The organism is Microbispora sp. CSR-4 (assembly GCF_008033685.1).
In the GTDB taxonomy this organism is placed as follows: Bacteria; Actinomycetota; Actinomycetes; order Streptosporangiales; family Streptosporangiaceae; genus Microbispora.
This window is the reverse complement of record NZ_VJVX01000001.1, coordinates 279,230-305,793: the sequence shown is the minus strand read 5'-3', so window position 1 is coordinate 305,793 and position 26,564 is coordinate 279,230. Positions and strand designations below refer to the sequence as shown.

General features: G+C 72.4%; 18 protein-coding genes. 10 read left to right on the top strand and 8 right to left on the bottom strand.

Annotated features, from left to right (window positions below):
* Positions 1-11: 11 nt before the first annotated feature.
* The gene (locus tag FLV34_RS01425) at positions 12-1,937 is read right to left on the bottom strand and encodes a serine/threonine-protein kinase (RefSeq protein ID WP_147942185.1); all 1,926 of its coding nucleotides are present in this window, start codon (positions 1,935-1,937) and stop codon (positions 12-14) included.
* 405 nt (positions 1,938-2,342) lie between these two features.
* On the opposite strand from FLV34_RS01425, the gene FLV34_RS01420 reads away from it, so the two are divergent.
* Together FLV34_RS01420 and FLV34_RS01415 are read left to right on the top strand one after the other, a co-directional pair.
* The gene (locus FLV34_RS01420; protein WP_222709383.1) at positions 2,343-5,123 is read left to right on the top strand and encodes a M14 family zinc carboxypeptidase; all 2,781 of its coding nucleotides are present in this window, start codon (positions 2,343-2,345) and stop codon (positions 5,121-5,123) included.
* Positions 5,124-5,188: 65 nt separating this feature from the next.
* Complete coding sequence (locus tag FLV34_RS01415; RefSeq protein WP_142645035.1) at positions 5,189-6,619, top strand: M1 family metallopeptidase; 1,431 nt, start codon at positions 5,189-5,191, stop codon at positions 6,617-6,619.
* A 123-nt stretch (positions 6,620-6,742) separates the two neighbouring features.
* Here the strand turns inward: FLV34_RS01415 and FLV34_RS01410 are convergent, their stop codons facing one another.
* The 3 genes from FLV34_RS01410 to FLV34_RS01400 form a co-directional block, all read right to left on the bottom strand.
* Positions 6,743-7,378, bottom strand: coding sequence for a response regulator transcription factor (locus FLV34_RS01410; RefSeq protein ID WP_142645036.1), 636 nt, complete (start codon positions 7,376-7,378; stop codon positions 6,743-6,745).
* Positions 7,375-8,520 (bottom strand): sensor histidine kinase, encoded by a 1,146-nt coding sequence (locus FLV34_RS01405; protein ID WP_142645037.1) that lies wholly within the window; start codon positions 8,518-8,520, stop codon positions 7,375-7,377. Before FLV34_RS01405 ends, FLV34_RS01410 begins: the two co-directional genes overlap by 4 nt.
* Before the next feature lie 195 nt (positions 8,521-8,715).
* On the bottom strand, positions 8,716-9,438 hold the full coding sequence (locus FLV34_RS01400) for a DUF2470 domain-containing protein (RefSeq protein ID WP_142645038.1): 723 nt from the start codon (positions 9,436-9,438) through the stop codon (positions 8,716-8,718).
* 66 nt (positions 9,439-9,504) lie between these two features.
* On the opposite strand from FLV34_RS01400, the gene rpsD reads away from it, so the two are divergent.
* The gene (rpsD, locus tag FLV34_RS01395; RefSeq protein WP_142645039.1) at positions 9,505-10,119 is read left to right on the top strand and encodes a 30S ribosomal protein S4; all 615 of its coding nucleotides are present in this window, start codon (positions 9,505-9,507) and stop codon (positions 10,117-10,119) included.
* A 30-nt stretch (positions 10,120-10,149) separates the two neighbouring features.
* Here rpsD and FLV34_RS01390 read toward each other — a convergent pair whose 3' ends face one another.
* Positions 10,150-10,875 carry a GNAT family N-acetyltransferase gene (locus tag FLV34_RS01390; protein ID WP_147942184.1) on the bottom strand — a complete coding sequence of 242 codons (726 nt, stop codon included), beginning with the start codon at positions 10,873-10,875 and terminating at the stop codon, positions 10,150-10,152.
* A gap of 183 nt (positions 10,876-11,058) precedes the next feature.
* On the opposite strand from FLV34_RS01390, the gene FLV34_RS01385 reads away from it, so the two are divergent.
* Positions 11,059-11,832 carry a MerR family transcriptional regulator gene (locus FLV34_RS01385; protein WP_142645041.1) on the top strand — a complete coding sequence of 258 codons (774 nt, stop codon included), beginning with the start codon at positions 11,059-11,061 and terminating at the stop codon, positions 11,830-11,832.
* A gap of 188 nt (positions 11,833-12,020) precedes the next feature.
* Positions 12,021-12,512 carry a hypothetical protein gene (locus tag FLV34_RS01380; RefSeq protein ID WP_147942183.1) on the top strand — a complete coding sequence of 164 codons (492 nt, stop codon included), beginning with the start codon at positions 12,021-12,023 and terminating at the stop codon, positions 12,510-12,512.
* An 85-nt stretch (positions 12,513-12,597) separates the two neighbouring features.
* Here the strand turns inward: FLV34_RS01380 and FLV34_RS01375 are convergent, their stop codons facing one another.
* The gene (locus FLV34_RS01375; RefSeq protein WP_147942182.1) at positions 12,598-15,258 is read right to left on the bottom strand and encodes a serine/threonine-protein kinase; all 2,661 of its coding nucleotides are present in this window, start codon (positions 15,256-15,258) and stop codon (positions 12,598-12,600) included.
* A 339-nt stretch (positions 15,259-15,597) separates the two neighbouring features.
* Here FLV34_RS01375 and FLV34_RS43195 point away from each other — a divergent pair, with 339 nt between their 5' ends.
* Together FLV34_RS43195 and dnaE are read left to right on the top strand one after the other, a co-directional pair.
* Entirely contained in the window at positions 15,598-16,608 is a 1,011-nt protein-coding gene (locus FLV34_RS43195; protein WP_142645044.1) for a chorismate mutase, read from the top strand.
* A 79-nt stretch (positions 16,609-16,687) separates the two neighbouring features.
* Entirely contained in the window at positions 16,688-20,209 is a 3,522-nt protein-coding gene (gene dnaE, locus FLV34_RS01365; protein ID WP_142645045.1) for a DNA polymerase III subunit alpha, read from the top strand.
* A 31-nt stretch (positions 20,210-20,240) separates the two neighbouring features.
* Here dnaE and FLV34_RS01360 read toward each other — a convergent pair whose 3' ends face one another.
* Together FLV34_RS01360 and FLV34_RS01355 are read right to left on the bottom strand one after the other, a co-directional pair.
* Positions 20,241-21,014 (bottom strand): MBL fold metallo-hydrolase, encoded by a 774-nt coding sequence (locus FLV34_RS01360; RefSeq protein ID WP_142645046.1) that lies wholly within the window; start codon positions 21,012-21,014, stop codon positions 20,241-20,243.
* Positions 21,011-22,009 (bottom strand): cyclic nucleotide-binding domain-containing protein, encoded by a 999-nt coding sequence (locus FLV34_RS01355; RefSeq protein WP_142645047.1) that lies wholly within the window; start codon positions 22,007-22,009, stop codon positions 21,011-21,013. The genes FLV34_RS01360 and FLV34_RS01355 overlap by 4 nt, the downstream gene beginning before the upstream one ends.
* 131 nt (positions 22,010-22,140) lie before the next feature.
* Between FLV34_RS01355 and FLV34_RS01350 the strand changes: the two genes are divergently transcribed.
* The 3 genes from FLV34_RS01350 to FLV34_RS01340 are packed head-to-tail and all read left to right on the top strand — an operon-like array spanning position 22,141 to position 26,559.
* Positions 22,141-23,442 carry an adenylate/guanylate cyclase domain-containing protein gene (locus FLV34_RS01350; RefSeq protein ID WP_205829674.1) on the top strand — a complete coding sequence of 434 codons (1,302 nt, stop codon included), beginning with the start codon at positions 22,141-22,143 and terminating at the stop codon, positions 23,440-23,442.
* A 1-nt stretch (position 23,443) separates the two neighbouring features.
* The gene (locus FLV34_RS01345) at positions 23,444-24,163 is read left to right on the top strand and encodes an ABC transporter ATP-binding protein (protein ID WP_142645048.1); all 720 of its coding nucleotides are present in this window, start codon (positions 23,444-23,446) and stop codon (positions 24,161-24,163) included.
* Complete coding sequence (locus tag FLV34_RS01340) at positions 24,160-26,559, top strand: FtsX-like permease family protein (RefSeq protein ID WP_142645049.1); 2,400 nt, start codon at positions 24,160-24,162, stop codon at positions 26,557-26,559. The genes FLV34_RS01345 and FLV34_RS01340 overlap by 4 nt, the downstream gene beginning before the upstream one ends.
* Positions 26,560-26,564 lie beyond the last annotated feature (5 nt).

Below are 26,564 nucleotides of genomic sequence, written 5' to 3'. Positions count from 1 at the left end.
CCCCGGATCGGCTATGCCGGCTGGAAGGTCCGCGTGAAGGCGTTGAAATAGGACAAACCGGATGTCCATCGGGAGTCGGCGACCTGCCAATAGAGCATGATGGACCGGCCGTCACGGAGCCTGAAGGCGCGATCGATCACCCGCACCTTGCCGAAGCTCGGTTTGAACGTGAACTCCCACTCCGCCGACTCCACCCCGAGGTAACGACTCGTCTTGTAGTCGATGCGCTCGTAGCCCGGCAGGTAGCCCTGCTTGGTCGAGTTCATCTCGACGATGCGCAGGGCGTTCACCGGATTCGGGTCCTCCCACGGCGTCAGGTCCACCTGCAGGTAGTCGTGACTGTTCGGATGGTGGAAGCGCACCCGGGCGCCCTCCCTTCCGAACGGGACCCAGCCGGAGGGCAGGGCGATGGAGAAGCCCAGCGGGTCGTGGTAGGTCTTCCACCCCTTGGGCGGCTTGGGGGCCTCCGGTGACGGCTTCTCCGAGGGCGTGACCGGCCCGGGGGAGGCGCTCGGTGAGGTGTCCCCCGACGGGAGATAGGCGCCCGTGGTGGGGCCGATCTGCGTGGTATTGGGATCCTCGGCGAGGGTCTCGTCGCCGGCCGGTGAGCGGGAGCCGTACCAGAGGCCCACGCCGGTGGCCACGAGCGCCAGCGGTAACACGACGCCCAGGATCACCTTGGCCAGGGTCTGCTTGGCCGCGGAGACCTGTCCCGGAGGGCGCGCACCCGGTGCGGCGTACGCGCCGGGCCTGCTTCCCGGCGGGACGGCGGGTCCGCCGGGACCGGGGTGGCTTCCGGGTGGGGCGGCGGGACCGGCGTGGCTCGCGGCGTTGACCCCTCCGCCGTTCGGCGCCGTGGGGTGGCCCGCCATGCCGATGCCGCCTCCGGGCCCGGTCGGTCCCTCGGGACCGGCGCCCCCGGGCCATACGGCGGTGCCGCCGTACGGCCGGGTCCCGTGCGGCTGCGCGAAACCGGACGGAGGCTGCTGCGACGGCCCGGACGGAGGCTGCGGGGTACCGGGCGGAGGCTGCGGCGGCCCGGACGGGGCGCCGCTCCACGGGCCGGGCTCGGGCAGGTTGTACGGGGGACCGGGGGCGGCGGCGGGTCCGGGGGCGGGTCCGGGGGCGGCCGTCAGTGCGGCGTTGAGCAGGGCCGCGGCCTCGGCCGCGCCCATCCGCCGGGCCGGGTCCTTGCGCAGCAGCCCTTCGAGCACCGGCGTCAGCGCGCCCGCCTGCCGGGGCGGGGCCGGGTCGTCGTGCAGGATGGCGGCCAGAGTGGCCACGGGCGTCTTGCGGTCGAACGGCGTTCCGCCCTCGACCGCGGCGTACAGCGTCGCGCCGAGCGACCACAGGTCGGACTCGGGGGTCGCGGGATCGCCGTTGAGCCGCTCGGGCGGCATGAAGGCGGGGGTGCCGATGATGCCGCCGGTCATGGTCAGCCCGGCCTCCTCGGGCATCGTCGCGATGCCGAAGTCGGTGAGCACCACCCGGGTCTGCCCGCTGAGCAGCACGTTCTCGGGCTTGACGTCCCGATGCAGCACCCCGGCGGCGTGCGCCGTGCACAGCGCGTCGAGCACCTGCAGGCCGATCGCGGCGACCCGGGCGGGCGGGAGGGTGCCCTGGTCGCGCAGCACCTGGCCCAGCGACTGCGCTCGCACGAGCTGCATCACGATCCAGGGGCGGCCGTCCTCCTCGATGACGTCGTGGACGACGACGACGTTCGGATGGTCGATGCGGCCCGCCGCCCGCGCCTCACGGATGGTGCGCCGGTTGAACGTCTCCCTGTCCTCTTCGGAGGCGGGGTGGTAGAGCACCTCTTTGACGGCCACCGCGCGGTCGAGCAGGTCGTCGTGGGCACGCCACACGACGCCCATGCCTCCACGGCCGATCGGTTCGAGCAGGTGATATCTGCCCGCGACGCGGCGCTCCTCGTCCACTCTGTCCCTCCTCCGAACATCCTGAATGGTCCCACAGCGGAGCGCGCGGGCGTCCGTCTTCGATCACGCGATGCCCGGCGCGGGCGGGCAAGTCGCAGTCCGCGCCGACCGGCCGGGAACGCCTGCGAGGCGGGCGAACCCGATGCTCAGTTGTTATCGGACGTTATAAAAGGGTGATTCGGACAGTCATCGCTACATTGACTTGCGAAAACTCCATTGCTCACAGTTTCCGTTCGCGCATGGTTATGTTTCGCGGCGGCTTGTCCGGTTTATTCCGTTCTAATACTGTCCGCAGTGACTTTGTCGTTTCCCGGACGGGCGCTCTCCCACGGAGACCTCCCCGTCCCCCCGCCTGGAGGCGAGATGCGGTTACGCACATTGCTGTGCGGAAGATCCCCCTTTGGTGTGGCGCTCGGCGCCGCCGTCCTGGTGTCGGCCACGCTGACGCCCGCGGCGCCGGCGCTGGCCGCGCCGGGCGGCAAGCCGGGTGGCAAGCCGCCCGCGGGGTGCAGCACCGACCCGAACGCCCACGAGGCCAAGGTGCCGTCCCCCGAGCAGTTCTTCGGCTTCCCGCTGGGCAAGGGCCAGCCCCGGGTGCTCACGACCGAAGAGATCCAGAAGTACGTCCAGGCCGTGGGCGGCGCCTCGGACCGCGTGGTCACGGGCAGCGTGGCGCACAGCGTGACCGGCCAGGACCTGCCGTACGCCATCGTGTCCGACTCCCACAACATGGTGCCCGGGCAGCTCAAGAAGATCGCGGACCAGATCCGCTCGCTGCGCGACCCGAGGTCGCTGAAGGCGGACAAGGCGGCGCGCATCGCCGACGACTCGCCCGCCATCGTCTGGATCGCGGGCAACGTGCACGGCGGCGAGAAGAGCGGCGCCGACGCCTCGCTCAAGACCCTGTACGAGCTGGCCAGCGGCCTGTCCTGCGACGTCGCCAAGCGCAACGACAACCTGGTCACGGTCATCATGCCGACCCAGAACCCGGACGGCCGCGACGCGAGCCGCCGGACGAACGAGTACGGCTTCGACCTCAACCGCGACTGGTTCGCCCGCACCCAGCCGGAGACCGACGGCAAGCTCGAGATGCTGCGCCGCTATCCGCCGCAGGTCTTCGTCGACGCGCACGAGATGGGCGGCAGGCAGTACTTCTTCCCGCCGAACGCCGACCCGATCCACCACGAGATCGCCGACCAGCCGGTGGACTGGATCAACCGCATCGGCGCGGCGAACGCCGCCGGTTTCGGTTACAACGGCGCCTGCAACGACGTGGTCACCACCGAGTGCTACTTCAACTACGCGACGTACGACCTGTTCTACATGGGCTACGGCGACAGCGTCCCGGCCACGGGCTTCGGCGCCGCCGGCATGACGTTCGAGAAGGGCAGCTCGTCGGCGGTCGAAGACCGGGTGCAGCAGCAGTTCAACACCCAGTGGGCCACGACCGGCTGGGCCGCCGACAACCGGCGCGAGGTGCTGAACGGCTACTACTCGATCTGGCAGACCGCGCTGGCCGAGGGCGCCGCGGGCGCCCTGGAGCCGAACGAGGTCGTGCAGCCGGCCAACACCGTCCGGTTCCCGGTGCCCGACATCACGATCCGGTCCTACTTCCTGCTGCCCGACCGGCAGCTCGGCGACGTACGCCGCCTGGTCGAGCGGCTGCGCCGCATGGACGTCGAGGTCTACCGGGTGAAGAAGCCCGTGAAGGTGCCCTCCGCGCGGGTCTTCGGCGGCCGGACGGCCAGTGACGTGACGGTGCCCGAGGGCGCCTACTGGATCCCCATGGACCAGCCGCAGAAGCACTGGATCCAGGCGGTCATGGGCGAGGACCCCTACGTCCCGTTCCCGTACTTCTACGACGTCTCCTCGTGGAGCAACCCGCTGCTCGCCGGCGTGGACACCATCACCACCGGTGACGTGGTGTCGCCGAAGGCCGACCTCGTCAAGGACATCGACGGCGGCGTCGCCTCCAACGCGCCCAAGGGCGGGTCGTACGCCTACCCGATGGACTCCGCCGCCGCCTCCGAGCTGACCTTCCGGCTGCTCGGCGCGGGCGTGCCGCTCACGCGTGACGCCACCAGCGGGGTCGTCAGCCTGCCCGAGGCCGCCATGAAGCGCGGCGATCTGGACAAGCTGGCCCGCTCGCTGGGCGTGACGGTCGAGGGCGTCCGCACCCCCGCGTCCGGCGCCGCGCTGCGCACCCCCGACGTCGGCCTGTTCGCCGGCACCGGCATCTCCACCACCTCCGGGTCGTACGGCGAGGCCCGCTACGTGCTCGGCGACCGCTGGGGTCTCGGCCTCAAGCCGGTGACCGCGGCCGACGTCAACGACAACACCCCCGCCTTCACCGAGCGGACCGTCCTGCTCGTCCCGGACGGCAGCAGCTCCAACGGCGGCCTGACCGAGCAGGGCCTGGCCAACCTCAGGCAGTGGGTGGCCGCGGGCGGCACGTACGTCGGGCTGCGCAACGAGGGCACCCGGGTGGCCAGGGCCGCCGGCCTCACCTCCACGACCGAGAAGGCCAAGCCGACCGGTTACCAGGTCATCGGCTCGCACTTCCGGGTGGACGTGGCCCAGGACAGCCCGGTGTCGCTCGGCCGTCCGGCGGAGGACTTCCAGTTCAACAACGGCGACCCGATCCTCAACCCCAGCCAGACCGGCGTGAACGTGCTCACCTACCCCACGGACGACACGTTCTGGTCCAACGGCTACACGGTGGGCGCCGAGGCGCTCAAGGGCACGGCCTCCCTCGTCGACGAGCCGACCGGCGCCGGGCACGCCGTGCTGTTCGCGTACAACCCGCTGTTCCGGGCGTACAACGAGAACGGCATCCACCTGCTCGCCAACGCCGTGCTCTACCCGGCGTCGCAGGCCTCGCCCAAGGCGAAGCTCCGCGTCGCTCCGGACACGCTGCGCAGCGCCGCGGCGACGGCCGAGGAGCCGCCGAACCTCGGCGGCGAGTGGCGTCCGATCGTCATCCAGGTGGCCGACGCCGACCTGGCGCGGGCGCAGGCGGTGGTCGAGCGCTACACGGACACGGCGCAGACCGCGTCCGCGGACGGCTCGTCCTACATCACGATCCCGAACCCCGACGGCCTGCCCGCCGACGAGCACCCGTTCGTCCGCGACCTGGTCCGCGACCTCGGCACAGCGGGCATCCCGCTCCGGTCCGTCGTCGCCTGATCCCACCTGAGAAACCGGGCCGGGCGGCCGGTCTCCCGGCCGCCCGGCCCTCCGAAAGGAACCTCATGACCTCGTCCCGCTCGCGCCGGGCGGTGCGGCTCGGCGGTGCGGCCCTCGCGGCCGCGCTGCTCGCCACCACCCAGGCGACCACGGCTCTCGCGGCCCCCGGCAAGCCCGGGGAGCCGCGCTTCTCCGCCGGCGCCCCCTCGCTCGGCGACCCGTACTTCCCCGACCAGGGCAACGGCGGCTACGACGTTCAGCACTATGACGTCACGTTCTCCTACGACCCCGCCACCAAGGTCATGGACGCCACGACGGTGATCACCGCGGTCGCCACCCAGGACCTCGACCAGTTCGACCTGGACTTCCGGGGCCCGGAGATCACGTCGCTGAAGGTGGGCAAGCACCCGGCCGACTTCCGCCGCGACGGGCAGGAGCTCGTCGTCACGCCGCGGCCGAAGCTCAAGGCCGGGGAGACGTTCACGGTCACGGTGACGTACGCCGGGACGCCGCCGGTCGTCACCGACCCCGACGGCTCGATCGAGGGCTGGGTGCCGACCGACGACGGCGCCTTCGTGCCGGGCGAGCCGCAGGGCGCCCCGGCCTGGCTGCCGTCCAACGACAGCCCCACGGACAAGGCGACGTTCACCTTCCACGCGACGGTCCCCGAGGGCGTCACGGTGGTCGGCAACGGCCGCCTGGTGTCCAAGACGACCGCGAAGGGCAAGACGACGTTCGTGTGGGACTCGGCCGAGCCGATGGCGACCTACCTCGCCACCGTGACGCTGGGGAACTTCACCGTGAACGAGACGACCACGCCGAGCGGCATCCCGGTCTACACGGCCGTGGACCCGCGTCTGGAGGCCCAGTCGGCGGCGGCCGTCGCCCGGATCCCCGACATCCTGGAGTTCTTCTCCTCGATCTTCGGGCCGTACCCGTACAACCAGGCGGGCGCCATCATCGACCGCGCGCCGGACGTCGGCTACGCCCTGGAGAGCCAGACCAAGCCGATCTTCTCCAGTGCGCCCAGCGTCGGCACGATGGCGCACGAGCTCGCGCACCAGTGGTACGGCGACAGCGTGAGCGTCGCCAAGTGGTCCGACATCTGGCTCAACGAGGGCTTCGCGACGTACGCGAGCTGGCTGTGGACCGAGCACACCGGCGGCGCCACCGTGCAGCAGACGTTCGACAGCTCCAGCAACTACGGCCGGGCGGCGACCTCGTCGTTCTGGCAGGTCGTCACGGCCGACCCCGGCCCCGAGGACATGTTCGGCAACGTGCCGTACAACCGCGGCGCGATGACGCTGCACGCGCTGCGCGGCAAGATCGGCGACACCGCCTTCTTCACGCTGATCAAGGACTGGACGACCCAGCACCGGTATGGCAACGCCAGCACCGCCGACTTCATCAAGGCGGCGGAGAAGGTCTCGGGCAAGGACCTGCAGGCGTTCTTCGACGTGTGGCTGTACCAGAAGGGCAAGCCCACCTCCTGGTGACCCTCCTCCGGCGGCTCCCGTTCCGCGGGAGCCGCCGGGTTTCATGGCGTGGGGCTTTCATCGCCGGAGGCTTTCCGGCCGGGCTTTTCGCGGCCGGGCTTCTTCCGGTCGGCGGCGGCGGCGTCAGGGGCGCAGGTGCAGGGCGAGCTGGGTGCGGTCGCGCAGACCCAGCTTGCGCAGCACGCTCGACACGTGGTTCTTGACCGTGCCCTCGGTGATGCACAGCCGGGCCGCGATCTCCCTGTTGGCCGCCCCGGCGGCGACCATCCGCGCCACCTCCACCTCGCGGGCCGACAGCAGCTCCCGCCCGCGGAAGGCGACCGCGTTCACCGGCAGGTGCCGCAGCTCGGCGACCAGCCGGGCCGCCACCGGGCTGCCCAGCACGGTCTCCCCGCGGCTCACCCGGTGGACGGCCGAGACCAGCTCCTCCGGCGAGCAGTCCTTCAGCAGATAGCCGGTCGCGCCGCCGCGCAGCGCGCCGAAGATGTACTCGTCCTCGTCGAACGTGCTGAGCACGACGACCGCCACCTCCGGATGCCCGGCGGCCAGACGGACGATCAGCTCCACGCCGTTCATGCCCGGCATGCGCATGTCCACGAGCGCCACGTGCGGCCGTCGCTCGCCGATCACCCGCAGCGCCTCGTGGCCGTCGGCCGCCTCGCCGACGACCTCGATGCCGTCCTCGACCTCCAGCAGCTTGCGCAGGCCCTGGCGCAGCAGCGCCTGGTCGTCCACCAGCACCACCGTGACCGGCGTCACGCCCGCACCCCCGCCAGCGGCAGCTCGGCGCGCAGCTCGAACCCGCCGCCCGGCCTGTTGCCGCCGGCCAGCGTGCCGCCGAGCGCCCTGGCCCGATCGGCCAGCGACGCCAGCCCGAAGCCGCGCGAGCCGTCGTCCCGGCCCGTTCCGTCGTCGCTGACCACGAGCGCCACCCGGCCGTCGCCGAACGTCAGCGTGCCGTGCACGTGCTCGGCCTTCGCGTGCCGCAGCGCGTTGGTGAGGCCCTCCTGCAGCACCCGATAGAGGACGAGCTCGGTGTCGGCCTCCAGGCGCCGCTCCTCGCCCCGCACCTCGAAGCTCACGCTGATACCGGTGCCGTCGAACGACGCCGCGAGCCGTTCGAGCGCGGCGCTGCCGACGCGGCCGTCGAGCGCGAGCGGCCGCAGCGCCCGCACCCAGCGCCGCGCGTCGGCCAGCGCCTCCACGGTGAGCTCCTTGGCCTGGCGGACCTCCGCCCAGGCGGCCTCGGGGCGGCGCTCGCGGAACCGCTCGGCGTTCTCCAGGCCCATCTTGATGACGGTGAGGTGATGGCCGACCGAGTCGTGCATCTCCGCCGCCATCCGCGCCCGTTCCTCGGCGACGGCCAGCTCCCTGATCCGCTCCAGCAACCCCTGGGCCTCCTCGCGCCTGCGCCGCGCCTCGCGTATGGACGCCACCATGCCCAGGACGAACGCGGAGAACGCCGCCATCCAGGCGGCCTGGACCAGGCCGTCGGCGATGGTGTCGCCGACGAGCGGAGGCGTGACGGCGCACAGGACCACGACGCCCGACAGGATGGCCGTCGCGACGCGCATGCCGTACAGGAAGGCCAGGTCGGCCACCGCGATGAGGATCAGCGGCAGGTGGGTCTGCCGCGAGCCGGTGAACCCCAGCATGATCGTCGCCGCCAGGAACAGCGGGGCCACCCAATGGCGGCCTCGCGCCGGATTCCAGGGAAGCACCGGCCAGAGCACCGCGAGCAGCACGAGGTTGGCGCCGAAGAGCACGACCTGCGGCCGGGCGGCGGGGCCGGCCGCGACCCATTGAGTGAGGCTGGCGGCCAGCAGGGCCGTCATCGCCCAGAACACGACGTTGAACAGGAACGGCCGGTCGGCGTCGCGAAGCCAGTCGAAACGCGCCATGGTCTCGACCCTAGAGAGATCCGGACCGGATGCAATCGCCCATCGGGGCCATGACGAAGGTCATGCCCGTGTCTATCCGCCGCTCGATGTGCCCGCGAACGGGGCGAACCCAGCGTTCCTCGCATGAGAGCCGCCACGCCCGTGTGGGCGGTATGCGAATAGCGGCCCGTCCGCACGTACGCGGGAGGCCGTCGCTCAGGAGGCGTGCATGAGACAGGCCAGGGCGTGTTCGAGTGCCGCGGGCGTCGTGACGGGCGCGGGCCAGGGGATCCTCACCAGGTGGCCGGGCCCCGGCCGCAGTGTGGCGCCGTAGCGGTCGAGCTCCCACAGCCACACCTCCTCCTGGGCCGGTTCCCCCGTCAGCCTCTCCACCGCCTCCTTCAGCTGCCGCGCGTGGGACTCGTTGACGTGCCGCACCATGCGTTCGGCCAGAGGGAGCAACGGGTCGGGAGCCGAGGCGAGGTAGCTCTCGGCGTCGAGGACGCCCGACTCCTGGCCGGTCAGGTAGATCACGTGGCAGACGTCGACGCGCAGCAGCGCGGGACCGCCGCCCTCGACCGCCGCGAACAGGTCCTCGTCGGGGCACGCCTCCGCGATGGCGACGGCGGTGGCCCGCGTCTCCGCCTCCGGCACGGGCTGCGTCCACCCCCGCACCTTCAGCAGGGCGCGCTGCCGCTCGACCCCGCCGACCTCCCTGCTCACTGTGAGGTCGACCGTCACCAGGGTCTCCGCGGGCGTGCCGTACAGGGTCTCGCCGGGCTTCACGAGCAGGACCGGCCGGCCCGTGCCGTCCACGCCGCCCCGGGCGGTGGCCGTGGGCACGCCGGACCCGGCGACGGAGACGTGCGTGGGCGCCGCCACCGCCGCGAGCGTCCGTACGCGTTCGGGGATGGGGGCTGCGGTGACCGGGTGGCGCATGAGAGCTCCTCGCTTCGTAGGTTAGGCTTACCTTAGTAAGGCTCACCTAACTTGAAAAGAGGCGTCATGCGTTACACGGGTCCGAAGGTGCGGCTGTCGCGCCGGGCGGGCGTCCCGCTCACCCGGAAGGCGGTGAAGTACTTCGAGGCCCGGCCCTACCCGCCGGGGGAGCACGGCCGCAAGACCAGCCGGCGCAACACCGGCGACTACGGAATGCGGCTGCTGGAGAAGCAGAAGCTCCGCTGGTATTACGACGTGCCGGAACGTCAGCTCCGCCGCTACTGGGATCTGGCCGTCCGCCGCCCCGGCCGTTCGGGGGAGGAACTGGTGGCGCTGCTGGAGACCCGGCTCGCCTCGCTCGTCCTGCGGGCCGGCCTCGCACCGTCCATCTACGCCGCCCGGCAGTACGTGAACCACGGGCACATCACGGTCGACGGCCGCAAGGTGGACATCCCGAGCTACCAGGTCAAGCCGGGCCAGTCGGTGGCCGTACGGGAGCGGTCGGTCCGGATGCAGCCGTTCGCGGCCGCCGCCGAGGGCGCGTACGCGGACGAGCGGATCGCCCCCTACCTCGACGTGGACCACCGCGCGCTGCGCTTCACGCTGCTGCGGCGACCCGTACGCGAGGAGATCGCCGTGCCGGTGGACGAGCAGCTCGTGGTCGAGCACTACTCCCGCTGACGCCGCGACGGCGGCGGGCGTGACGGCCGGTCAGGGTGTGCGGAACCCGCGGAACGTCACGCGCCTGCGGACCTTGAAACCGAGCCGCTCGTAGAGCGCGATCGCGGCGACGTTGGCCTCGGCCACGTGGAGGAACGGGCGCTCGCCGCGCGCCGTGATGCGGGCGACCAGGGCGCGCACCAGGCGGGAGGCGTGCCCGCGCCCGCGGGCCTCGGGGGCGGCGCAGACGGCGCTGATCTCGGTCCCCCCGGGCGGGCGGAGCCGTTCGCCCGCCATGGCGACCAGGGCCCCGTTCTCGCGGACGCCGAGATAGGCGCCGAGCTCGGGGGTCCGGGGCCAGAACGGCCCAGGCCGGGTCCGCGCGGTGAGATCGAGCATCTCGGGCACGTCGCCGGCGTCCAGCTCGGCGATCCGCGCGCCGGACTCGGCTTCCGCATGAGCGGGTTGGGCCTCCGTGTGACCGGGGTGGGCGCCCTCGGGCCAGATCATCTGGAAGCCGTCGAGGCTGAACACCGGCTCCCAGTCCGCGGGCGGGGTAGCCGGGGAGCTGAACAGATCGGCGAACCCGCCGCGACCGAGCAGCCGCGCGAGGTCGTCCCACTCGGCCGGGCCGGGGTCGGCGGACACCGTGGAGAACGTCGCGATCTCCGGCGGATAACCGGCCGCCCGTCCGATCCGGCGGGCCAGGTGCGCGTGGTGGCCGCGAAGCGACTCGCCGACGGGGTCGTCGAGTGCGGCGGTGTCGCGGTCGGCCATCGTGCCGTGCCTTTCGTTTCCGGGCGGGGGAGCTCCAGCCTTCGACGGCGTCGCGACCGGATCGCAGCCGCAGTGTAGTCAGGCGGGTTCCCGTCCTCGGCAGAGGGAGGCCTGCCGGACGCCGGTGATCGCGCGCTCGCGGGGCTTGAACCCTACGCGGCGGGAGGTCGTAGCGTTCCGAGCGTGATCGGGACGGACGACGCCGGGCGGCGATGGTCGATCGGCGAGCTGGCACGGGCGACCGGGATGACGGTGCGCGCGCTCTACCACTACGACGAGATCGGGCTGCTGCGCGCGAGCGAGCGTACGCCCGCCGGGCACCGCCGCTACACCGAGCGGGACCTGCGGCGGCTGTACCGCGTCCGCACCCTGCGGACCCTCGGCCTGTCGCTGGAGGAGATCGCGGGCGTTCTCGACGGCGCGGCGGACGACCCCGAGTCGATGCGCCATCTGCTGACGGCGCAGTTGCGCAGGCTCGACGAGCATGCCGAGCTGATCGGGATGCTGCGCCGGCGGGTCCGCGGCCTGCTCCGGCAGGCCGGCGACTCGTCCGGCCCCGATCCGGACCGGTTGATGACCGCATTGGAGTTGATGTCGGTGTTCGAGACCTACTTGACCGAAGAGCAGCGCGAGCGGCTGGCCGAGCGCAGGGCCGCCCTGGGCGGCGAGGGCGTCGAAGCGGCCAAGCACGAATGGAAGGGGCTCGTAGAGGAGGGCCTGCGGCTCGTGGAGACCGGCGTTCCCGCGGAGGACGAGCGCGCCCGCGACCTCGTACGCCGCTGGGACGCCCTCGCGGGCCGGTTCCACCCCGCCGGACCGGAGGGCGAGCGGACGAGGGCGGCGGCCCAGAGGATGTGGCAGGACAACAGCGCGGAGATCGGCCGGAGCCTGCCCTGGCCGGCCGAACGGATCGCCGGCCTGGTGGCCTACCTGGCGCAGGCCCGCCACACCGGCTGAGCCCGCCCCGCCACGGTGGTCAGGGGGCCGGGGCGCCGAGGCGGAGCTGAGCCGGTGAACGTTTCACCCGTTCCGCCGCGTCTTCCGAGCGCCGGGCCGAGCGGGGGACGGCGGACGTTGACCGGCAGGAAGGACCGGCCTACCGTCCGGATCGCCCGTTCGCGCACCTGTCGTCAGCCGGAGGTTCCGTGTTCCGCACCGCCGCCGCGCGCCTCGTCCCCCTGGCCGCCGCCGTCCTCGTGGCGGCCACCGCGCTCCCCGCCTCGGCCGAGGTCGCCGACCCCGCTCCCATCGGCCCCCACGAGTACTTCTACGGTTTCGTCAACGGCCAGACCAGCCACACGGTCATCAAGATGGCGTGCTATGGGCCGGTATTCCCTGGACAGACCGGGCATCCGTTACCCGGGCAGACGGTGGAGGTGCGGCCCGCCGGGATCGCGTCGTCGCTCGCGGGCCTCGGCTACACCGGCAGCGGCGGCACCTCGATCGCGGTGAACCTGGGCGACCCGTCGACCGTCACAAGGGCGCTCGTGCTGCGCTACTACGGGGTCAAGGCCGACATCCCGGCCACCGCGACACTGCCGTGCTACGGCTCCGGGAAGGTGACGTTCACCCCCGTGGACGACAGCTGGACCGCCCGCCCGGCGACCGTGGTGGTCGCCTACGTCGGCCAGCCCTGACCGCATCGCGTCGCCGCCAGTGCCGGGACCGCGGGCACCCGCGTATGAGCGCCCGCGGTCACCGGCGTGACACGCCCGCCGGTCGCTACTTCGCCGGCTTGAAGGTGGAGGCGATGGTCTCGAAGAGCTCTTTCTTCTTCTTCCAGTCCTTGTCCTGGGTCTTGTAGAGCAGCGCGTAGCCGTTGTGCTTGTCGGTGACGAAGCCACGGTCGATCACCCGGGACCGATAGCGGCTGTCGCCGAAGGTGAACTCCCAGTCGGCCGCGGTCTTCCAGAACCCCTTGACCTCGCGGATCTCGACGAGCTTGTAGCCGGGGAAGTTCCGGCTCATGCCCGGCACGTCGCGCCGCCAGACCTTCAGCGCGTCCGACTCGGGACTCGTGGTGTGGTGGACCTCCAGATAGGTGTGCGAGTCGCCGCGGAAGCGGACCTCGCCGTTGCCCCTGCCGTCGACATGCCATCCCTTCGGCAGCGCGATGGAGAACCCGCTGGAGTGCTTGTACTTGTGCCACCCGTCGGGGACACCGGCGGGCTCGGAGGTCTTGGGGCTGGGGGAGGGCTCGGGGGACTTCGTCTCCTCTTCCGACGCGGACGGCTCGGGGGAGTTCGGCGCGGCCGATGAGGGCTCCGCAGCGGAGGGCGTGTCGCCGCCCCCGACCGCCGCGGCCGCGTTCGGCCCGGCGGCGGGGTCGCTTCCCGAGTCGCCTTCACCCGCCCGCAGGCCGAGGTACCCCGCCACACCGGCGATGACCAGCAGCGCGGGAACGAGGATCAACGCGACCTTCAGCAGGCTGTTCGACGACCGCGGCACGACCAGGCTGGTCGGCGACCCCTGCCAGGCCGCCCCGTCCTGCGGGGGAATCGTCGGGGACGCCTGCCGCAGCCCGGCGATCGGGCTCCCGGCGATGCCGCCCGAGGACTCCTGCGTACGGTCCGCCGTGGCGGCGGGCCGCTCGTCGCCCGCACCCGGCGTGGGCCGGTCGTTCGCGTAGGGCCGGGACGTACGGCTGCCGCCACCGGAACCCCCGAAGCCGCCGGAGCTCCCGGAGCCGGTGGAACCGGAGGAGGCGAACGAACCGGACGAACCAGATGAGGCGGACGACGCGGACGACGCGGACGAGGCCGAACCCGCCGCGGCCTTCGACGCGGCGCTCCCCCCTGTGGTGCTTCCCCCTGTGGTGCTCCCGCCTGTGGTGCTCCCGCCTGTGGTGCTCCCCCCTGTGGTGCTCCCCCCTGTGGTGCTCCCGCCCGTGGCGCCCTTCGGTGTCGCGCTCGACCCGGAGGCCGTGGTGGCGGGGCGCTCACCGGAGGAGGCGCCGGAATCCTTCGCCTTCCCGGCGGCGGACGAGCCCTCCTGCCCATTACGGCCCTTCCCACCGGAGGCCGCGGAGGCCACGGAGCCCGCGGAGGCGGCGGGGGCGATCCTGGTGGTGCCGTCGCCGGCGTCCGCGTCCGCCGCACGGCCGTCCTCCTTCCCGGGCCTCCCCTTGGCGGAAGCGCCGGTCGAAGGCGTCGTACGGGCGGGCGGGGCGGCCTGCGCGCCGGTCTCCGGCATGGCCGCCGGAGTCTTCCCGGGCCGCTCCTGAGCCGGGCCGTCCGCCTGTCCGGGTGCCGCGTCGTCGCGGATGACCGGGAGGGGCGAGGTGATCTCGCCGGGGCCCGCGGCATCGCGCAGGGCGCCGCCGCGCCCGGCCGCTCCTCCCTCACCGGCGGCGGGGGTGCGCTCCGCCGCCTCGTCCCTTCGGGAGGAGGAGGCCTCCGGCGAAGACGCGGGCGAGGGGGACACGGGCGGGTACGGCGCCGCACCCCGGGACGCCTTGCCCTGCCGGGAGGCGGGCGTTTCGGGCTTCGCGGCCTCCGGCTTCGCGGCCTCCGGCTTCGCGGCCTGCGGGGAGGCGGGCTCGGCGGCGGGCCGGGACGGCGGCGGGGCCAGCTCCCGCGCCGCCCGCTTGAGCAGCCGGATGAGCTCGTCATAGCCGGGCCGGTCGGCGGGCTCCTTGGCCAGCATCCTTTGGAGGACGGAACCCAGCGCGCCCGCGCGCCGCGGCGGGGCCGGGTCGTCGTTCAGCACGGCGTGCATGGTGGCCATCGCCATGCCCCGGTCGTGCGGGGGCTTGCCCTCCACCGCCGTGTAGAGCGTGGCGCCGAGCGACCACAGGTCCGATTCGCGCTGGGCGGCCTCGCCGCGGAGCCGTTCGGGGGCGATGAAGGCGGGGGTGCCGACGAGGCCGGTGCGGGTCATGGTGGAGTCGGCTTCGAGCCTGGCGATGCCGAAGTCGGTCAGGACCACCCGGCCGTCATCGGTGAGCAGCACGTTCTCCGGCTTGACGTCGCGGTGCAGCACGCCCTGGCGGTGGGCGGCGCGCAGCGCGTCGAGGATCTGCAGGCCGATCTCGACGGTGCGCTCGGCGGACAGCGGGCCGTCCTCCCTGATCACCTGCCCCAGCGAGCGGGACGGCACGAGCTGCATGATGATCCAGGGGCGGTCGTCCTCCTCGATCACGTCGTGGACGACCACCACGTTGGGGTGGGTGAGGCGGCCCGCGGCCCGGGCCTCGCGCATGGTCCGGCGATTGAGGTCGCTGAGCTCGTCGCCCATGGCGCTGTCGTAGCGGACCTCCTTGACCGCGACCGCGCGGTCCAGCAACTGGTCGTGGGCGCGCCATACCACGCCCATGCCACCCCGGCCGATCGGCTCCACCAACTGGTACCGGCCTCCGACGAGCCGGCCTTCCGCACGCGACACTCGAACCCCTTCCTGGACCCATGAATCGTCCCACGGATGGCAAAGGGATCAACCGCGTACATGACAGGCGATCCCGGAATCCGAGACAAATCGGTTCGAGTCGTGGCCCGCCGCTGCTAAGGTCCTTGTTATGGGTAGGTACAGCTCGTTTACGAGGCCGGCTCCGGAGAGCCGGTCGCGTGACGTGAGCTAGCGACCATCCGGAGCCGGCTTGAGGCAGGGACGCCAGCGTCTCTGCCTTTTTGGTTTTCGGACGTTCGTTTTCTCGGCCAGTCCCGATCTCAGCGAGCCCTCGTGGCGGACCGCCGGTTCCGCGGGGGCGCTCATGGAGGAGCCCACATGACGAAGGCAGCCCAACTCGACCGCGATGCCGTACGGATCGGCGACCTCGTGATCGGCGACGGGCGCCCCGTTGTGGTCATCGGGGGCCGGGACGCCCGCTGGGTGCGCCTGCGCGGCGACGGCACGATCCCCGGCACTCCAGGCGCTCCCGGCGCTCCCGCCGGCACTTCCGCGGACGGCGCGGGGCCCGAGCACGGGGACGCTTCCGGGGAGGGTTCCTCGCGAGACAGGGCGGTCGCCGAGGCCGGCCCACTGCTGATGGAGCCCGCCACGGTCGCCGACCTGTCCATCGTGGCCCGGCACGCCGACGGCGTGGTGGTCGGGGCGGCCTGGGCGGCCGACCCCGATCTCGTCCGCGCCGCGGCCCGGCTCGGGCTCCCTGTCGTCCTCCAGCGGGGAGCCGGCCGGAACGGGCGGGCGGCGACGCTGGAGGAGTGGCTGGCCGCGGCGGACGACTGCGCCGCCGAGGGCAACGAGGCGGTCGTGCTATGCGAGAGCGGCGGTCACGCGGAGGACGCCGCGCCCGATCTCGGGCTCATGCGCGCCGCTCGGGAGCGGGCCGGCCGTCCCGTGCTCGCCGGGCTGGGCGCCGACGGCGGGCTCGCGAACGCGGCGGTGGCGGCGGGCGCGGACGGCCTGCTGGTCGCCCCGGGCGCGCCCGCGCCGGCCCTCGCGGCGGCGCACGAGGCGGCGACGGTCATGGCGGCGCTCGTGCGGCGCGACGACCCCGAGACCCTCGGCGCGGCCCGGGCCGCGATCGACCGGGTGGACGCGGCCCTCGCCACGCTGCTCGAACGCCGGGCCGCGCTGGCCGGGCGCATCCAGCGGCTCAAGCCCGTCGGCGGGTTCCGGGGGCGCGACATGGAGCGTGAGCGGCGCCTCGTGGAGGCCATGGCCCGCCGCGCCCCCAGCCTCGGCGCGGGTCGGCTCGCCCCCATCATGAACGCCGTGATCGAGGCCGGGCTGCGCCTGTCGGAGGAGACGCGCGACGGCGAGGAACGGAGATAAACTCTGTTTCACCTGAGTCCCACTGGTTGGCGATCACGGCGTAGGCTCTGGTCCGCGGTCCGGTGACGATGGGGGTCTCATGGGTGATTCGTTTGTTCATCTGCACGTCCACACCGAGTATTCGATGCTCGACGGAGCGGCGCGGCTGAAGCAGATGTTCAAACTCGTGGGCGAGCTGGAGATGCCCGCGATCGCGATCACCGACCATGGCAACATGCACGGCGCCTACGACTTCTACAAGCAGGCGACCGGCGCCGGGGTGAAGCCCATCCTCGGCATCGAGGCGTACGTCGCGCCCGAGTCGCGCATGCACAAGAAGCCGGTGCTGTGGGGCGAGCCGCACCAGAAGAGCGACGACGTCTCGGCGGGTGGCTACTACACCCACATGACCATCTGGGCGCGGAACAAGACCGGCCTGAAGAACCTGATGAAGCTCAGCTCGCGTGCCTACACCGAGGGCTTCGTCCGCAAGTGGGCCCGGATGGACGCCGACATCCTCGCCGAGCACGCCGACGGCCTGATGGCCACGACCGGCTGCCCGTCCGGGGAGGTGCAGACCCGGCTGCGGCTCGGCCAGTACGACGAGGCGCTCAAGGCCGCCGCGAAATACCAGGAGATCTTCGGCAAGGAGAACTACTTCCTGGAGATCATGGACCACGGGCTCGACATCGAGCGCCGGGTCCGCGACGGCCTGATCCGGATCAGCCGCGAGCTGGACATCCCGCCGGTGGTCACCAACGACTCCCACTACACGTACGAGTCGGACGCCGCCGGTCACGACGCCCTCCTGTGCATCCAGACGGGCAAGCAGCTCAGCGACCCCGACCGGTTCCGGTTCGACGGCAGCGGCTACTACATCAAGACGGCCGACGAGATGCGGGCGGTCGACTCCTCCGACATCTGGCAGGAGGGCTGCCGCAACACGCTGCTGGTGGCCGAGAAGGTCGACCCCGAGGGCTTCTTCCCCTACCACAACCTCATGCCGACCTACCCGATCCCCGAGGGGATGACGGAGGAGGAATACTTCCGGCAGCAGGTCTGGGAGGGCATGAAGCGCCGCTTCCCCGGCGGCGTCGACGAGGAGCACCGCGCCTGGGTCGAGAACGAGCTGTCGGTCATCATCCAGATGGGCTTCCCGAGCTACTTCCTCGTGGTCGCCGACTTCATCATGTGGGCCAAGAACAACGGCATCCGGGTCGGTCCCGGCCGTGGTTCGGCCGCCGGTTCGCTGGTCGCGTACTCGCTGGGCATCACCGACCTCGACCCGATCCCGCACGGCCTGATCTTCGAGCGGTTCCTCAACCCCGAGCGCGTCTCGATGCCCGACATCGACATCGACTTCGACGAGCGCCGGCGCGCCGACGTGATCCGCTACGTCACCGAGAAATGGGGCGCCGACAAGGTCGCCATGATCGCCACGTTCGGCACCATCAAGGCGAAGGCGGCCGTGAAGGACGCCGGCCGCGTCCTCGGTTACCCGTACGCGCTGGGCGACCGCATCTCCAAGGCGTTCCCCCCGGCGGTGATGGGCAAGGACATCCCGCTGTCGGGCATCTTCGACTCCGACCACCCGCGCTACAACGAGGCGGGCGAGCTGCGCAAGCTGTACGAGGAGGACGTCGACGTCAAGGCGACGATCGACCTCGGGCGCGGCCTGGAGGGCCTGATCCGGCAGACCGGCGTGCACGCCGCGGGCGTCATCATGTCGGCCGAGCCGCTGACCGACCACATCCCGATCATGCGCCGCGACTCCGACGGCGCGATCATCACGCAGTTCGACTACCCGACCTGCGAGACGCTCGGCCTGCTGAAGATGGACTTCCTGGGCCTGCGCAACCTCACGATCATCGACGACTGCCTCAAGATGATCGAGACGAACACCGGGAACAGGATCGAGCTGCTGGAGCTCCCGCTCGACGACACCAAGACGTACGAGCTGCTGGCCAAGGGCGACACGCTCGGCATCTTCCAGCTGGACGGCGGCGGCATGCGCACGCTGCTGCGGCTGATGAAGCCCGACAACTTCGAGGACATCTCCGCGGCCCTCGCGCTCTACCGGCCCGGCCCGATGGGCGCCAACTCGCACACCAACTACGCGCTGCGCAAGAACGGCCAGCAGGAGATCACCCCGATCCACCCCGAGCTGGAGGAGCCGCTCAAGGACATCCTCAGCACGACCTACGGCCTGATCGTCTATCAGGAGCAGGTCATGGCCATCGCCCAGAAGGTGGCCAACTACACGCTCGGCGGCGCCGACCTGCTCCGCCGCGCGATGGGCAAGAAGAAGAAGGCCGAGCTGGACAAGCAGTTCGAGTTCTTCGAGAAGGGCATGAAGGAGAACGGGTTCTCCGCCGCGGCCATCAAGGCCCTGTGGGACATCCTCCTGCCGTTCTCCGACTACGCCTTCAACAAGGCCCACACCGCCGGATACGGCCTGGTGTCCTACTGGACCGCCTATCTCAAGGCCAACTACCCGGCCGAATACATGGCGGCCCTGCTCACCAGCGTCAAGGACGACAAGGACAAGTCGGCCCTCTATCTCAACGAGTGCCGCCGCATGGGCATCAAGGTGCTCCCGCCGGACGTCAACGACTCCGACTTCGACTTCACCCCGCGCGGCACCGACATCCGGTTCGGCCTGTCGGCCATCCGCAACGTCGGCGCGAACGTCGTCGACGGGATCATCGCGGCGCGCAAGGAGAAGGGCAGGTTCACCGACTTCAAGGACTTCCTGCGCAAGGTCCCCGCGATCGTCTGCAACAAGCGCGTCATCGAGTCGCTGATCAAGTCGGGCGCGTTCGACTCGTTCGGGCACGTGCGCAAGGGCCTGCTGATGGTGCACGAACAGGCCGTCGACGCGATCATCGACATCAAGAAGAACGAGGCGATCGGCCAGGACTCGCTGTTCGGCGCGATCGACGGCGCCGAAGACCAGACCTTCGACGTGCAGATCCCGCCGGGGGAGTGGGACAAGACGACGCTGCTGCAGTTCGAGCGCGAGATGCTCGGCCTGTACGTCTCCGACCACCCGCTGTTCGGCGTCGAGCACATCCTGTCGGCGGGCGCCGACTGCTCGATCGCGGCCCTCCAGGACGACAGCCGTCCCGACGGGCAGGTCGTCACGGTCGGCGGCATCCTGTCGGGCCTGCAGCGCAAGGTGACCAAGAAGGGCGACACCTGGGTCCTCACCATGCTGGAGGACCTGGAGGGCTCGATCGAGGTCATGATCTTCCCGTCGGCCTACCAGCTCTGCGCGACCGTGCTCGCCGAGGACGCGATCGTCTTCGTCAAGGGCAGGATCGACAAGCGGGAGGACGTCGCGAAGATCATCGCGATGGAGGTGACCGCGCCGGACCTCAGTGCCGAGAACGGCGGGCCGCTGGTGGTCAGCATGCCGATCAACCGCTGCACGCCGCCCGTCGTCGGCCGGCTCAAGGAGGTGCTGACCACCCACCCCGGCACCACGGAGGTCCACCTCCAGGTGCACAACGGGCCGCGCACGACGGTCATGCGGCTGGACGACCGGCTCCGGGTGACCCCCTCGCCCGCCCTGATGGGCGACCTCAAGCAGCTGCTCGGCCCGGCCTGCCTGGCCGGTTGACCGGGCGCCCGGCCGGGGCCGGGAACGAGTCTCAGGGGGTGAGCACGTCCCCCTGGCGGGCCACCTCCACCTCCTTGGCCAGCACGTCCAGCGCGTCGTCCGTACGGGCCGGGGCGTGGTGGGTGAGCACGAGGCGGCGGGCGCCGCAGCGGGCGGCGAAGGCGACGGCGTCGGCGACCGTGGAGTGGCCGTAGGCGTCGGCCGTCGCCTGCTCCCCGGGCAGGAACTGGCCGTCGTGCAGCAGCAGGTCGACGTCCGCCGCCAGCTCGGCGGCGGCCGCGTATCCCGCCTGCGGCGCGTGGTCGGGCAGGTACGCGATGGCGACTCCGTCGCCCTCCACCCGGATGCCGTGGGTGATACCGCCCTTGTGGGTGATCTCGGCCACGGTGACGGCGTACCCCGCGATCACGCCGCAGGCGGAGGGGAGGAACCGCCAGGCGCCCGCGAGGCCGCCCGGGGTGATGGGGAAGTGCGGCGGGGACATGACCCGGGTCAGCGTCTCGAGCGGCCGCGGCGAGGGCAGGTAGAGGTCGACCCGCGCGCCGGGGTGGTCGAGCGGCGGGCAGAACGGCAGCCCCTGCACGTGGTCCCAGTGAAGGTGGGTGACCAGGACGGAGCCGCGGAACGGCGCCCCGTCCAGCAGGGCCCCCAGCCCGCGCAGGCCGGTTCCCGCGTCCAGCACCAGGGCCGGGACGGCGGAGTCGTCGGGCAGCACGGCCACGCAGCTCGTGTGACCGCCATACCGCACGAACTCGGGGCCCGGCGCCGGGGTCGAGCCGCGGACGCCGAGCATCGCGAGCCTCACGTGAGCTGTTCCTCTCGCCGGTGCCCCTCGGCCAGCGCGGCCAGTGCCTTCCTGTCCACCGCGTCCGCGGCCGCCTCGGCCACCCTGACCGGGGTCAGCGCCGTCAGCGTCGCCGTGCGCAGGCCGCCTTCGAGCACCGCGCGCTCACCGAGGATCGCGCCGGGGCCGAGCTCGGGCAGCGGCGTGCCGTCCACGTCCACTCCGAGCACGCCGTCGAGAAGCAGGAACAGGGAGGAACCCGGCTCGCCCTGCCGCACGAGCCGCGCGCCGGCGGGCAGCGAGCGGATGACCGGCTTGCGGGCGCCCCGCATGATCAGCAGGGAAAGCCGGCGCTCCAGCGCCGTCTCGGCCGCGGTGACCAGCACGGGGGAGTCCTCGTCGCCCCACGGCGTGCGGTCCGGCCCCGCCTGGGCCGCCCACGCCGTGATGTCGGTGAGACCGGCCTTGAGCGTCAGCCGGTCGTCGGGCCCGTAGACCCAGTGGCGGGGGAACGGGCTGGCGCCCTCCAGCGTCCCCTCGGTCCGTCCGTCGGCGTGCAGGGTCACCGCGAGCGTGGTCCACACGAGCGGCGACTGCATCCGCAGGTACGGCGGTCGCGAGACGCGCCGGGGGAACGGCAGCGCGGTGCGTCCGCCCGCGGTCTGCCTGAAGGTGATCCACCCGTCGCCGGTCCGCGGCTCGGGCCGCAGGTCGGGCAGGCCGTACGCGGCGAACCGCACGCCCAGCGGGCCCAGGCGGACGGTCGTGGCGCCCATGACGAGGCCGCCGTCCGCGCCGTGCGCGACCACCCGGTCGCCGTCGAACTCGGCCCAGACGCGCAGCCGGTTGGCGAACCGGAACGCGTCGCGGTCACGCAGGCCGGCGACGTCGGTGATCACGTCGGGCGGTGGATCGTCGTAATGTGTGAACCCCATCGTGAACGCGGGCTTGGTGTAGCCCTTGACCGCCTCGGACGGGATCCAGGAGATAGAAGTGATCTTCGATTCGACTCGCATGCTCCGACCGTAGGAACCATGCGGGCCGGCTTCGAGGGCGTCAGCCTGCGAACGCGTGGGGGTGCCAGCACCCCCGGACTCTCGTCCTGGCACCCTTCCCGCCCGGCCCCGCCGGATATGTAATTTCGCTCGTGGAACGCATCACCGTGGTGCTCGCGGACGACAACCTGATCGTCCGCGAGGGTGTGCGCGCGCTGCTGGGCCGCGACGCCGCACTGGAGATCGTGGGGCTGGCCGCCGACTACGCCGAAGTCGTGGCCGCCGCGGTCCGGCTGCGCCCGCAGGTCGTCGTCACCGACATCCGGATGCCGCCGACCTACCAGGACGAGGGGATCGAGGCGGCGCGCGAGGTGCGCAAGCTCTTACCCGGCACCGGCGTCGTCGTGCTGAGCCAGTACGACGACCCGGACTACGCGATCCGGCTGCTCGACGAGGGCGCGGCCGGGTACGCCTACCTTCTCAAGGACCGGGTCGCCGACGCCGGCCTGCTCGGCAGGGCCATCCGGGAGGTCGCCGCCGGCGGCTCGCTCATCGACCCGGCGATCGTGCGCGAGCTGGTGACGCCTGCCCACGACGATGGACGGCTCTCGCCCGCGGAGGAGGACCTGCTCCACCAGGTCGCCCAGGGCCGTACGGTGAAGGCGATCGCCGCGTCGCGGGGCGAGCCGCCCGAGGTGGTCAACGCCGAGATCGAGCGTCTCTTCCTCGTCCTCGCCAGGGGCGCGAGCGCGGGACTGCAGGGGGCGCTGCGCCGGCTGCGGATGCTGCACACCGCGATCCTGCGCCGAGACGAGCAGGGCGAGACGCTGTCGCGGCTGCTCCCCGGCGGCCTCGCCGACAAGCTGCTGCGCGACCGCGACGCCGCAGGCCGCACGGAACGGCTCGTCGTGACCGTGCTCATGTCAGACGTGCGCGGCTATTCGGCCATCGCGGAGGCCACCGACCCCGCGGTGCTCGCGAGCCAGCTCAACGCCCACCGGCGGGCCATGAACGCGGCGATCCTCAGCGCGGGCGGCACGGTCATGCAGTATGTGGGCGACGCCGTGATGGCCGTCTTCGGCGCCCCCGACCCCACGCCCGACCACGCCGCGAGAGCCGTACACGCGGCCTGTGAGATGCACGTCCGGCAGCGCGGGCTCGACGCCGAGTGGGCCGGGCAGGGGCTCGTCCCCTTCGGACTCGGCATCGGCATTTCCACGGGGGAGGTAGCGGCGGCCCTCCTCGGAAGCGATGAACGGGTCGAGTACACCCTCGTGGGAGACACGGTGAACCTCGCCCAGCGCATGCAGGACCTGGCCCGCCCCGCCGGCACGGTCGCGGCGGAGACGACCGTGCGCGCGGCCGGCGAGCACTGGCCCTGGAAACCCCTCGGCCCCCGGCTCGTCAAGGGCCGCTCCACCCCCGTCAACGCCTATCACCTAGAGGTGAACTGATATGTCCGCCCCCCAGCCCGCCGCCGCGATCGACGGCGTCACCACGGAACCCGCGGCGGTGCGGGTCCGCGGCGCCCGGCGCACGTTCACCGCCGACCTCGCCCCGGTGCGCGCGCTGCGCGGGGTCGACCTCGACGTACGCCAGGGAGAGTTCGTCGCGGTCACCGGCCCCTCCGGCTGCGGCAAGTCGACACTGCTCAACGTCATCGCGGGCCTCGACGCGGTCGACGAGGGGACGATCGAGGTCGCGGGCGAGCGGGTGGACGGCAGGGACGAGGACTGGCTGGCCCGCTTCCGGCGCGGCCACATCGGATTCGTGTTCCAGTTCTTCAACCTGCTCGACGGCGTGTCCGCGCTGGACAACCTGATCATGCCGGGCGTCCTCGCCGGCATGAAGCGGCGGGCCGCCGAGTCGCGGGCCCGCGACGTGCTCGACCTGCTCGGGCTGAGCGACCGCGCGGAGCAGGTGCCCGCGGTGCTGTCCGGCGGACAGCGCCAGCGCCTGGCGATCGCCCGCGCGCTCGTGAACGAGCCGACGCTGCTGCTCGCCGACGAGCCGACCGGCGCGCTCGACAGCGAGGGCGGGCTGGAGATCCTCGAACTGTTCCGCAGGCTCCACGGCACCGGCCAGACGATCATCATGGTGACGCACTCGCCGGAAGTGGCCGCGGGTGCGGGCCGCACCGTGCGGATGCGCGACGGCCGGGTGGAGACGCCGTGAGCCTTGTCAGCGTCTGGCTCCGGCTGGAGGCGCGCCGGCGGGCGCGGTCGCTGGCCGTGCTCGCGCTGCTCGTGGCGGTGGCGACCACCACGGTGCTGGCGGCCCTCGCCGGCGCGCGGCGCGGAGACAGCGCGATGGCCCGACTGAACGCCGTCACCCTGCCGGCCGACGCCGTCGTCCTGCCCAACCAGCCGGGATTCGACTGGGACGCGGTGCGCGCACTGCCCGGCGTGGCGGCGGTGTCGGGCTTCGCCGTGGCGCCCTTCTTCGTCGAGGAGCTGCCCGGCTACTTCGGCTACCTGCCCCCGGTGGACCGTGAGGCGTTCCGGACCGTCGAGCGGCCCGTGGTGCTGGAGGGACGGCTCGCCGACCCCGCCCGCCCGGACGAGGTCATGGTCACCGGCTACTTCCCCGGCGCGTACGGACTGGGCGTCGGCGACACCCTCACCCTGCGCCTGCTGTCCGAGCGACAGGCCGGCGACTTCATTTTCAGCGGCGAGCCGGGCGGTCCCCGCGTGCGGGCGCGCATCGTCGGCGTCATCCGCTCCCCGTGGTATTCCGACAAGCTCGCCGACAAGGGCGCCTGGTTCTCCGTCTTCCCCTCGCCCGCCCTCTTCGCCGCGCATCCGAAGAACTTCCTCGGCCCCTCCTCGTCGGGATTCGTCAACGCCCTGGTGCGGCTCGACCAAGGGGAGCGCGGGCTGCCCGCCTTCCGCGCCGGGCTGGCGAAGATCACCGGGCGTACGGACATCGAGATCTGGAACGCCGCCGACGTCGCCCGGCACCGTCAGCAGGTCAACGCCTACGAGAGCCTGTGTCTCGTCTTCTTCGCCCTGGCGGCCCTGGCCGCAGCGATCGTCCTCGTCGGCCAGTCCGTGGCCCGCTACGTCGCGGCCGGCGTCGGAGAGCTGCAGGTCCTGCGGGCGTCGGGGCTGACGACACGGCAGTGCCTGGCCGCCGTCTGCGCCGGGCCGTTCCTCGCCTCGGTCGCCGGCTCGACGCTGGGGACCGCGGGCGCGGCGGCGGCCTCCATGTGGACGCCGATCGGTGCGGCCTCCCTGGTCGAGCCCGCCCCCGGTTTCAGCGCCGACCCGCTCGTGCTCGGCTGCGGCTGGGCCGCCGCCCCGCTGCTGGTCCTGGCCGGGGCGCTCGCCGCGGCCTGGCTCGCCGTCGTGTCGGCCCGGTCCGAGGCGGCACCGGTCCGCTCCGTGGTGGCGCGGGCGGCGGACCGCCTCGGGCTGCCCGTGCCCCTGGTGGCCGGCGCCCGGTTCGCCCTGGAACGCGGTCAGGGCGCCAGTTCGGTTCCGGTGCGTCCCGCGCTGGTGGCGGCGGTCGCGGGTGTGCTCGGCGTGCTCGCCTCCTTCACGTTCGCCGCGGGGGTCGCCGACGCGGCGGGCAATCCCACCAGGTTCGGGCAGACCTTCCAGCTCACCGCCTACCTCGGCGAGAGCGGGGAGGACTGGGCCGCGGCGGAGCAGGTCATGACGGCCGCCGCCCGGGACCCCGACGTCGCGGGGGTGAACGACGCCCGGGTGGCGGTCGCGGAGGCGGGCGGCGTGTCCGTCACGGTCTACCGGCACCAGTCGTTCGCCGGATCCGCGGACGTCGTGCTCCTGTCGGGGCGGATGCCCGAAGGCCCCGGCGAGGTCGTCCTGGCCCCCACGACCGCGCGGTCCCTGCGCGCCGAGGTCGGCTCGTCCGTACGGCTCGCGGGCACGACCGGGCCGCGGGAGATGACGGTGCGGGGGATCGGCTTCGTCCCGCAGGGGTCGCACAACGACTACGACGCGGGCGCGTGGGCCACCGCGGACGGATTCGAGGCGATGTTCGGCGCGGCCTTCAAGTATCACCTGGCGCTCGTCGCCCTGCGCCCGGGCGCGGATCCGCAGGCCGTCCTCGACCGCCTCACGAAGGGCATGGCCGGGATCGGGGGCGGCGACCGGATCTCGGTCGAGGCGATGCAACCGCCCGAGCAGCTCGCCGAGGTGCAGGACGTGCAGATCCTTCCGCTTTTCCTCGGCGGCTTCCTGGCGCTGCTCGCGGTGGGAGCGGTGGGCCACGCGCTCGCCACCGCCGTACGGCGGCGCAGGCACGAGGTCGCCGTCATGCGGGCCCTCGGCATGACCCGGGCGCAGTCACGGCTCGTCGTGTTCACCCAGGCGTCGCTGCTGGCGGTGGCCGGGCTGGCGTTCGGCGTGCCGCTCGGCGTCGCGCTGGGCCGCACGCTCTGGCGTGTCGTCGCGGAGCGCACCCCGCTGTTCTACGAGCCGCCGGTCGCCCTCTGGGCGCTGCTGGCGATCGGGCCGGCGGCGGTCCTGATCGCCAACCTCCTCGCGTTGTGGCCGGGGCGGCACGCCGCCCGGCTCCGCATCGGCCACATCCTCCGGACGGAGTGAGCGAC

Excerpts from the sequence above, each read along its gene's own strand:
- dnaE (WP_142645045.1), top strand. The coding sequence starts at position 16,688 with ATGGGTGATTCGTTTGTTCATCTGCACGTCCACACCGAGTATTCGATG.
- rpsD (WP_142645039.1), top strand. The coding sequence starts at position 9,505 with ATGCGTTACACGGGTCCGAAGGTGCGGCTGTCGCGCCGGGCGGGCGTC.
- FLV34_RS01390 (WP_147942184.1), bottom strand. The coding sequence starts at position 10,875 with ATGGCCGACCGCGACACCGCCGCACTCGACGACCCCGTCGGCGAGTCG.
- FLV34_RS43195 (WP_142645044.1), top strand. The coding sequence starts at position 15,598 with ATGACGAAGGCAGCCCAACTCGACCGCGATGCCGTACGGATCGGCGAC.
- FLV34_RS01400 (WP_142645038.1), bottom strand. The coding sequence starts at position 9,438 with ATGCGCCACCCGGTCACCGCAGCCCCCATCCCCGAACGCGTACGGACG.
- FLV34_RS01355 (WP_142645047.1), bottom strand. The coding sequence starts at position 22,009 with ATGCGAGTCGAATCGAAGATCACTTCTATCTCCTGGATCCCGTCCGAG.
- FLV34_RS01415 (WP_142645035.1), top strand. The coding sequence starts at position 5,189 with ATGACCTCGTCCCGCTCGCGCCGGGCGGTGCGGCTCGGCGGTGCGGCC.
- FLV34_RS01405 (WP_142645037.1), bottom strand. The coding sequence starts at position 8,520 with ATGGCGCGTTTCGACTGGCTTCGCGACGCCGACCGGCCGTTCCTGTTC.
- FLV34_RS01345 (WP_142645048.1), top strand. The coding sequence starts at position 23,444 with ATGTCCGCCCCCCAGCCCGCCGCCGCGATCGACGGCGTCACCACGGAA.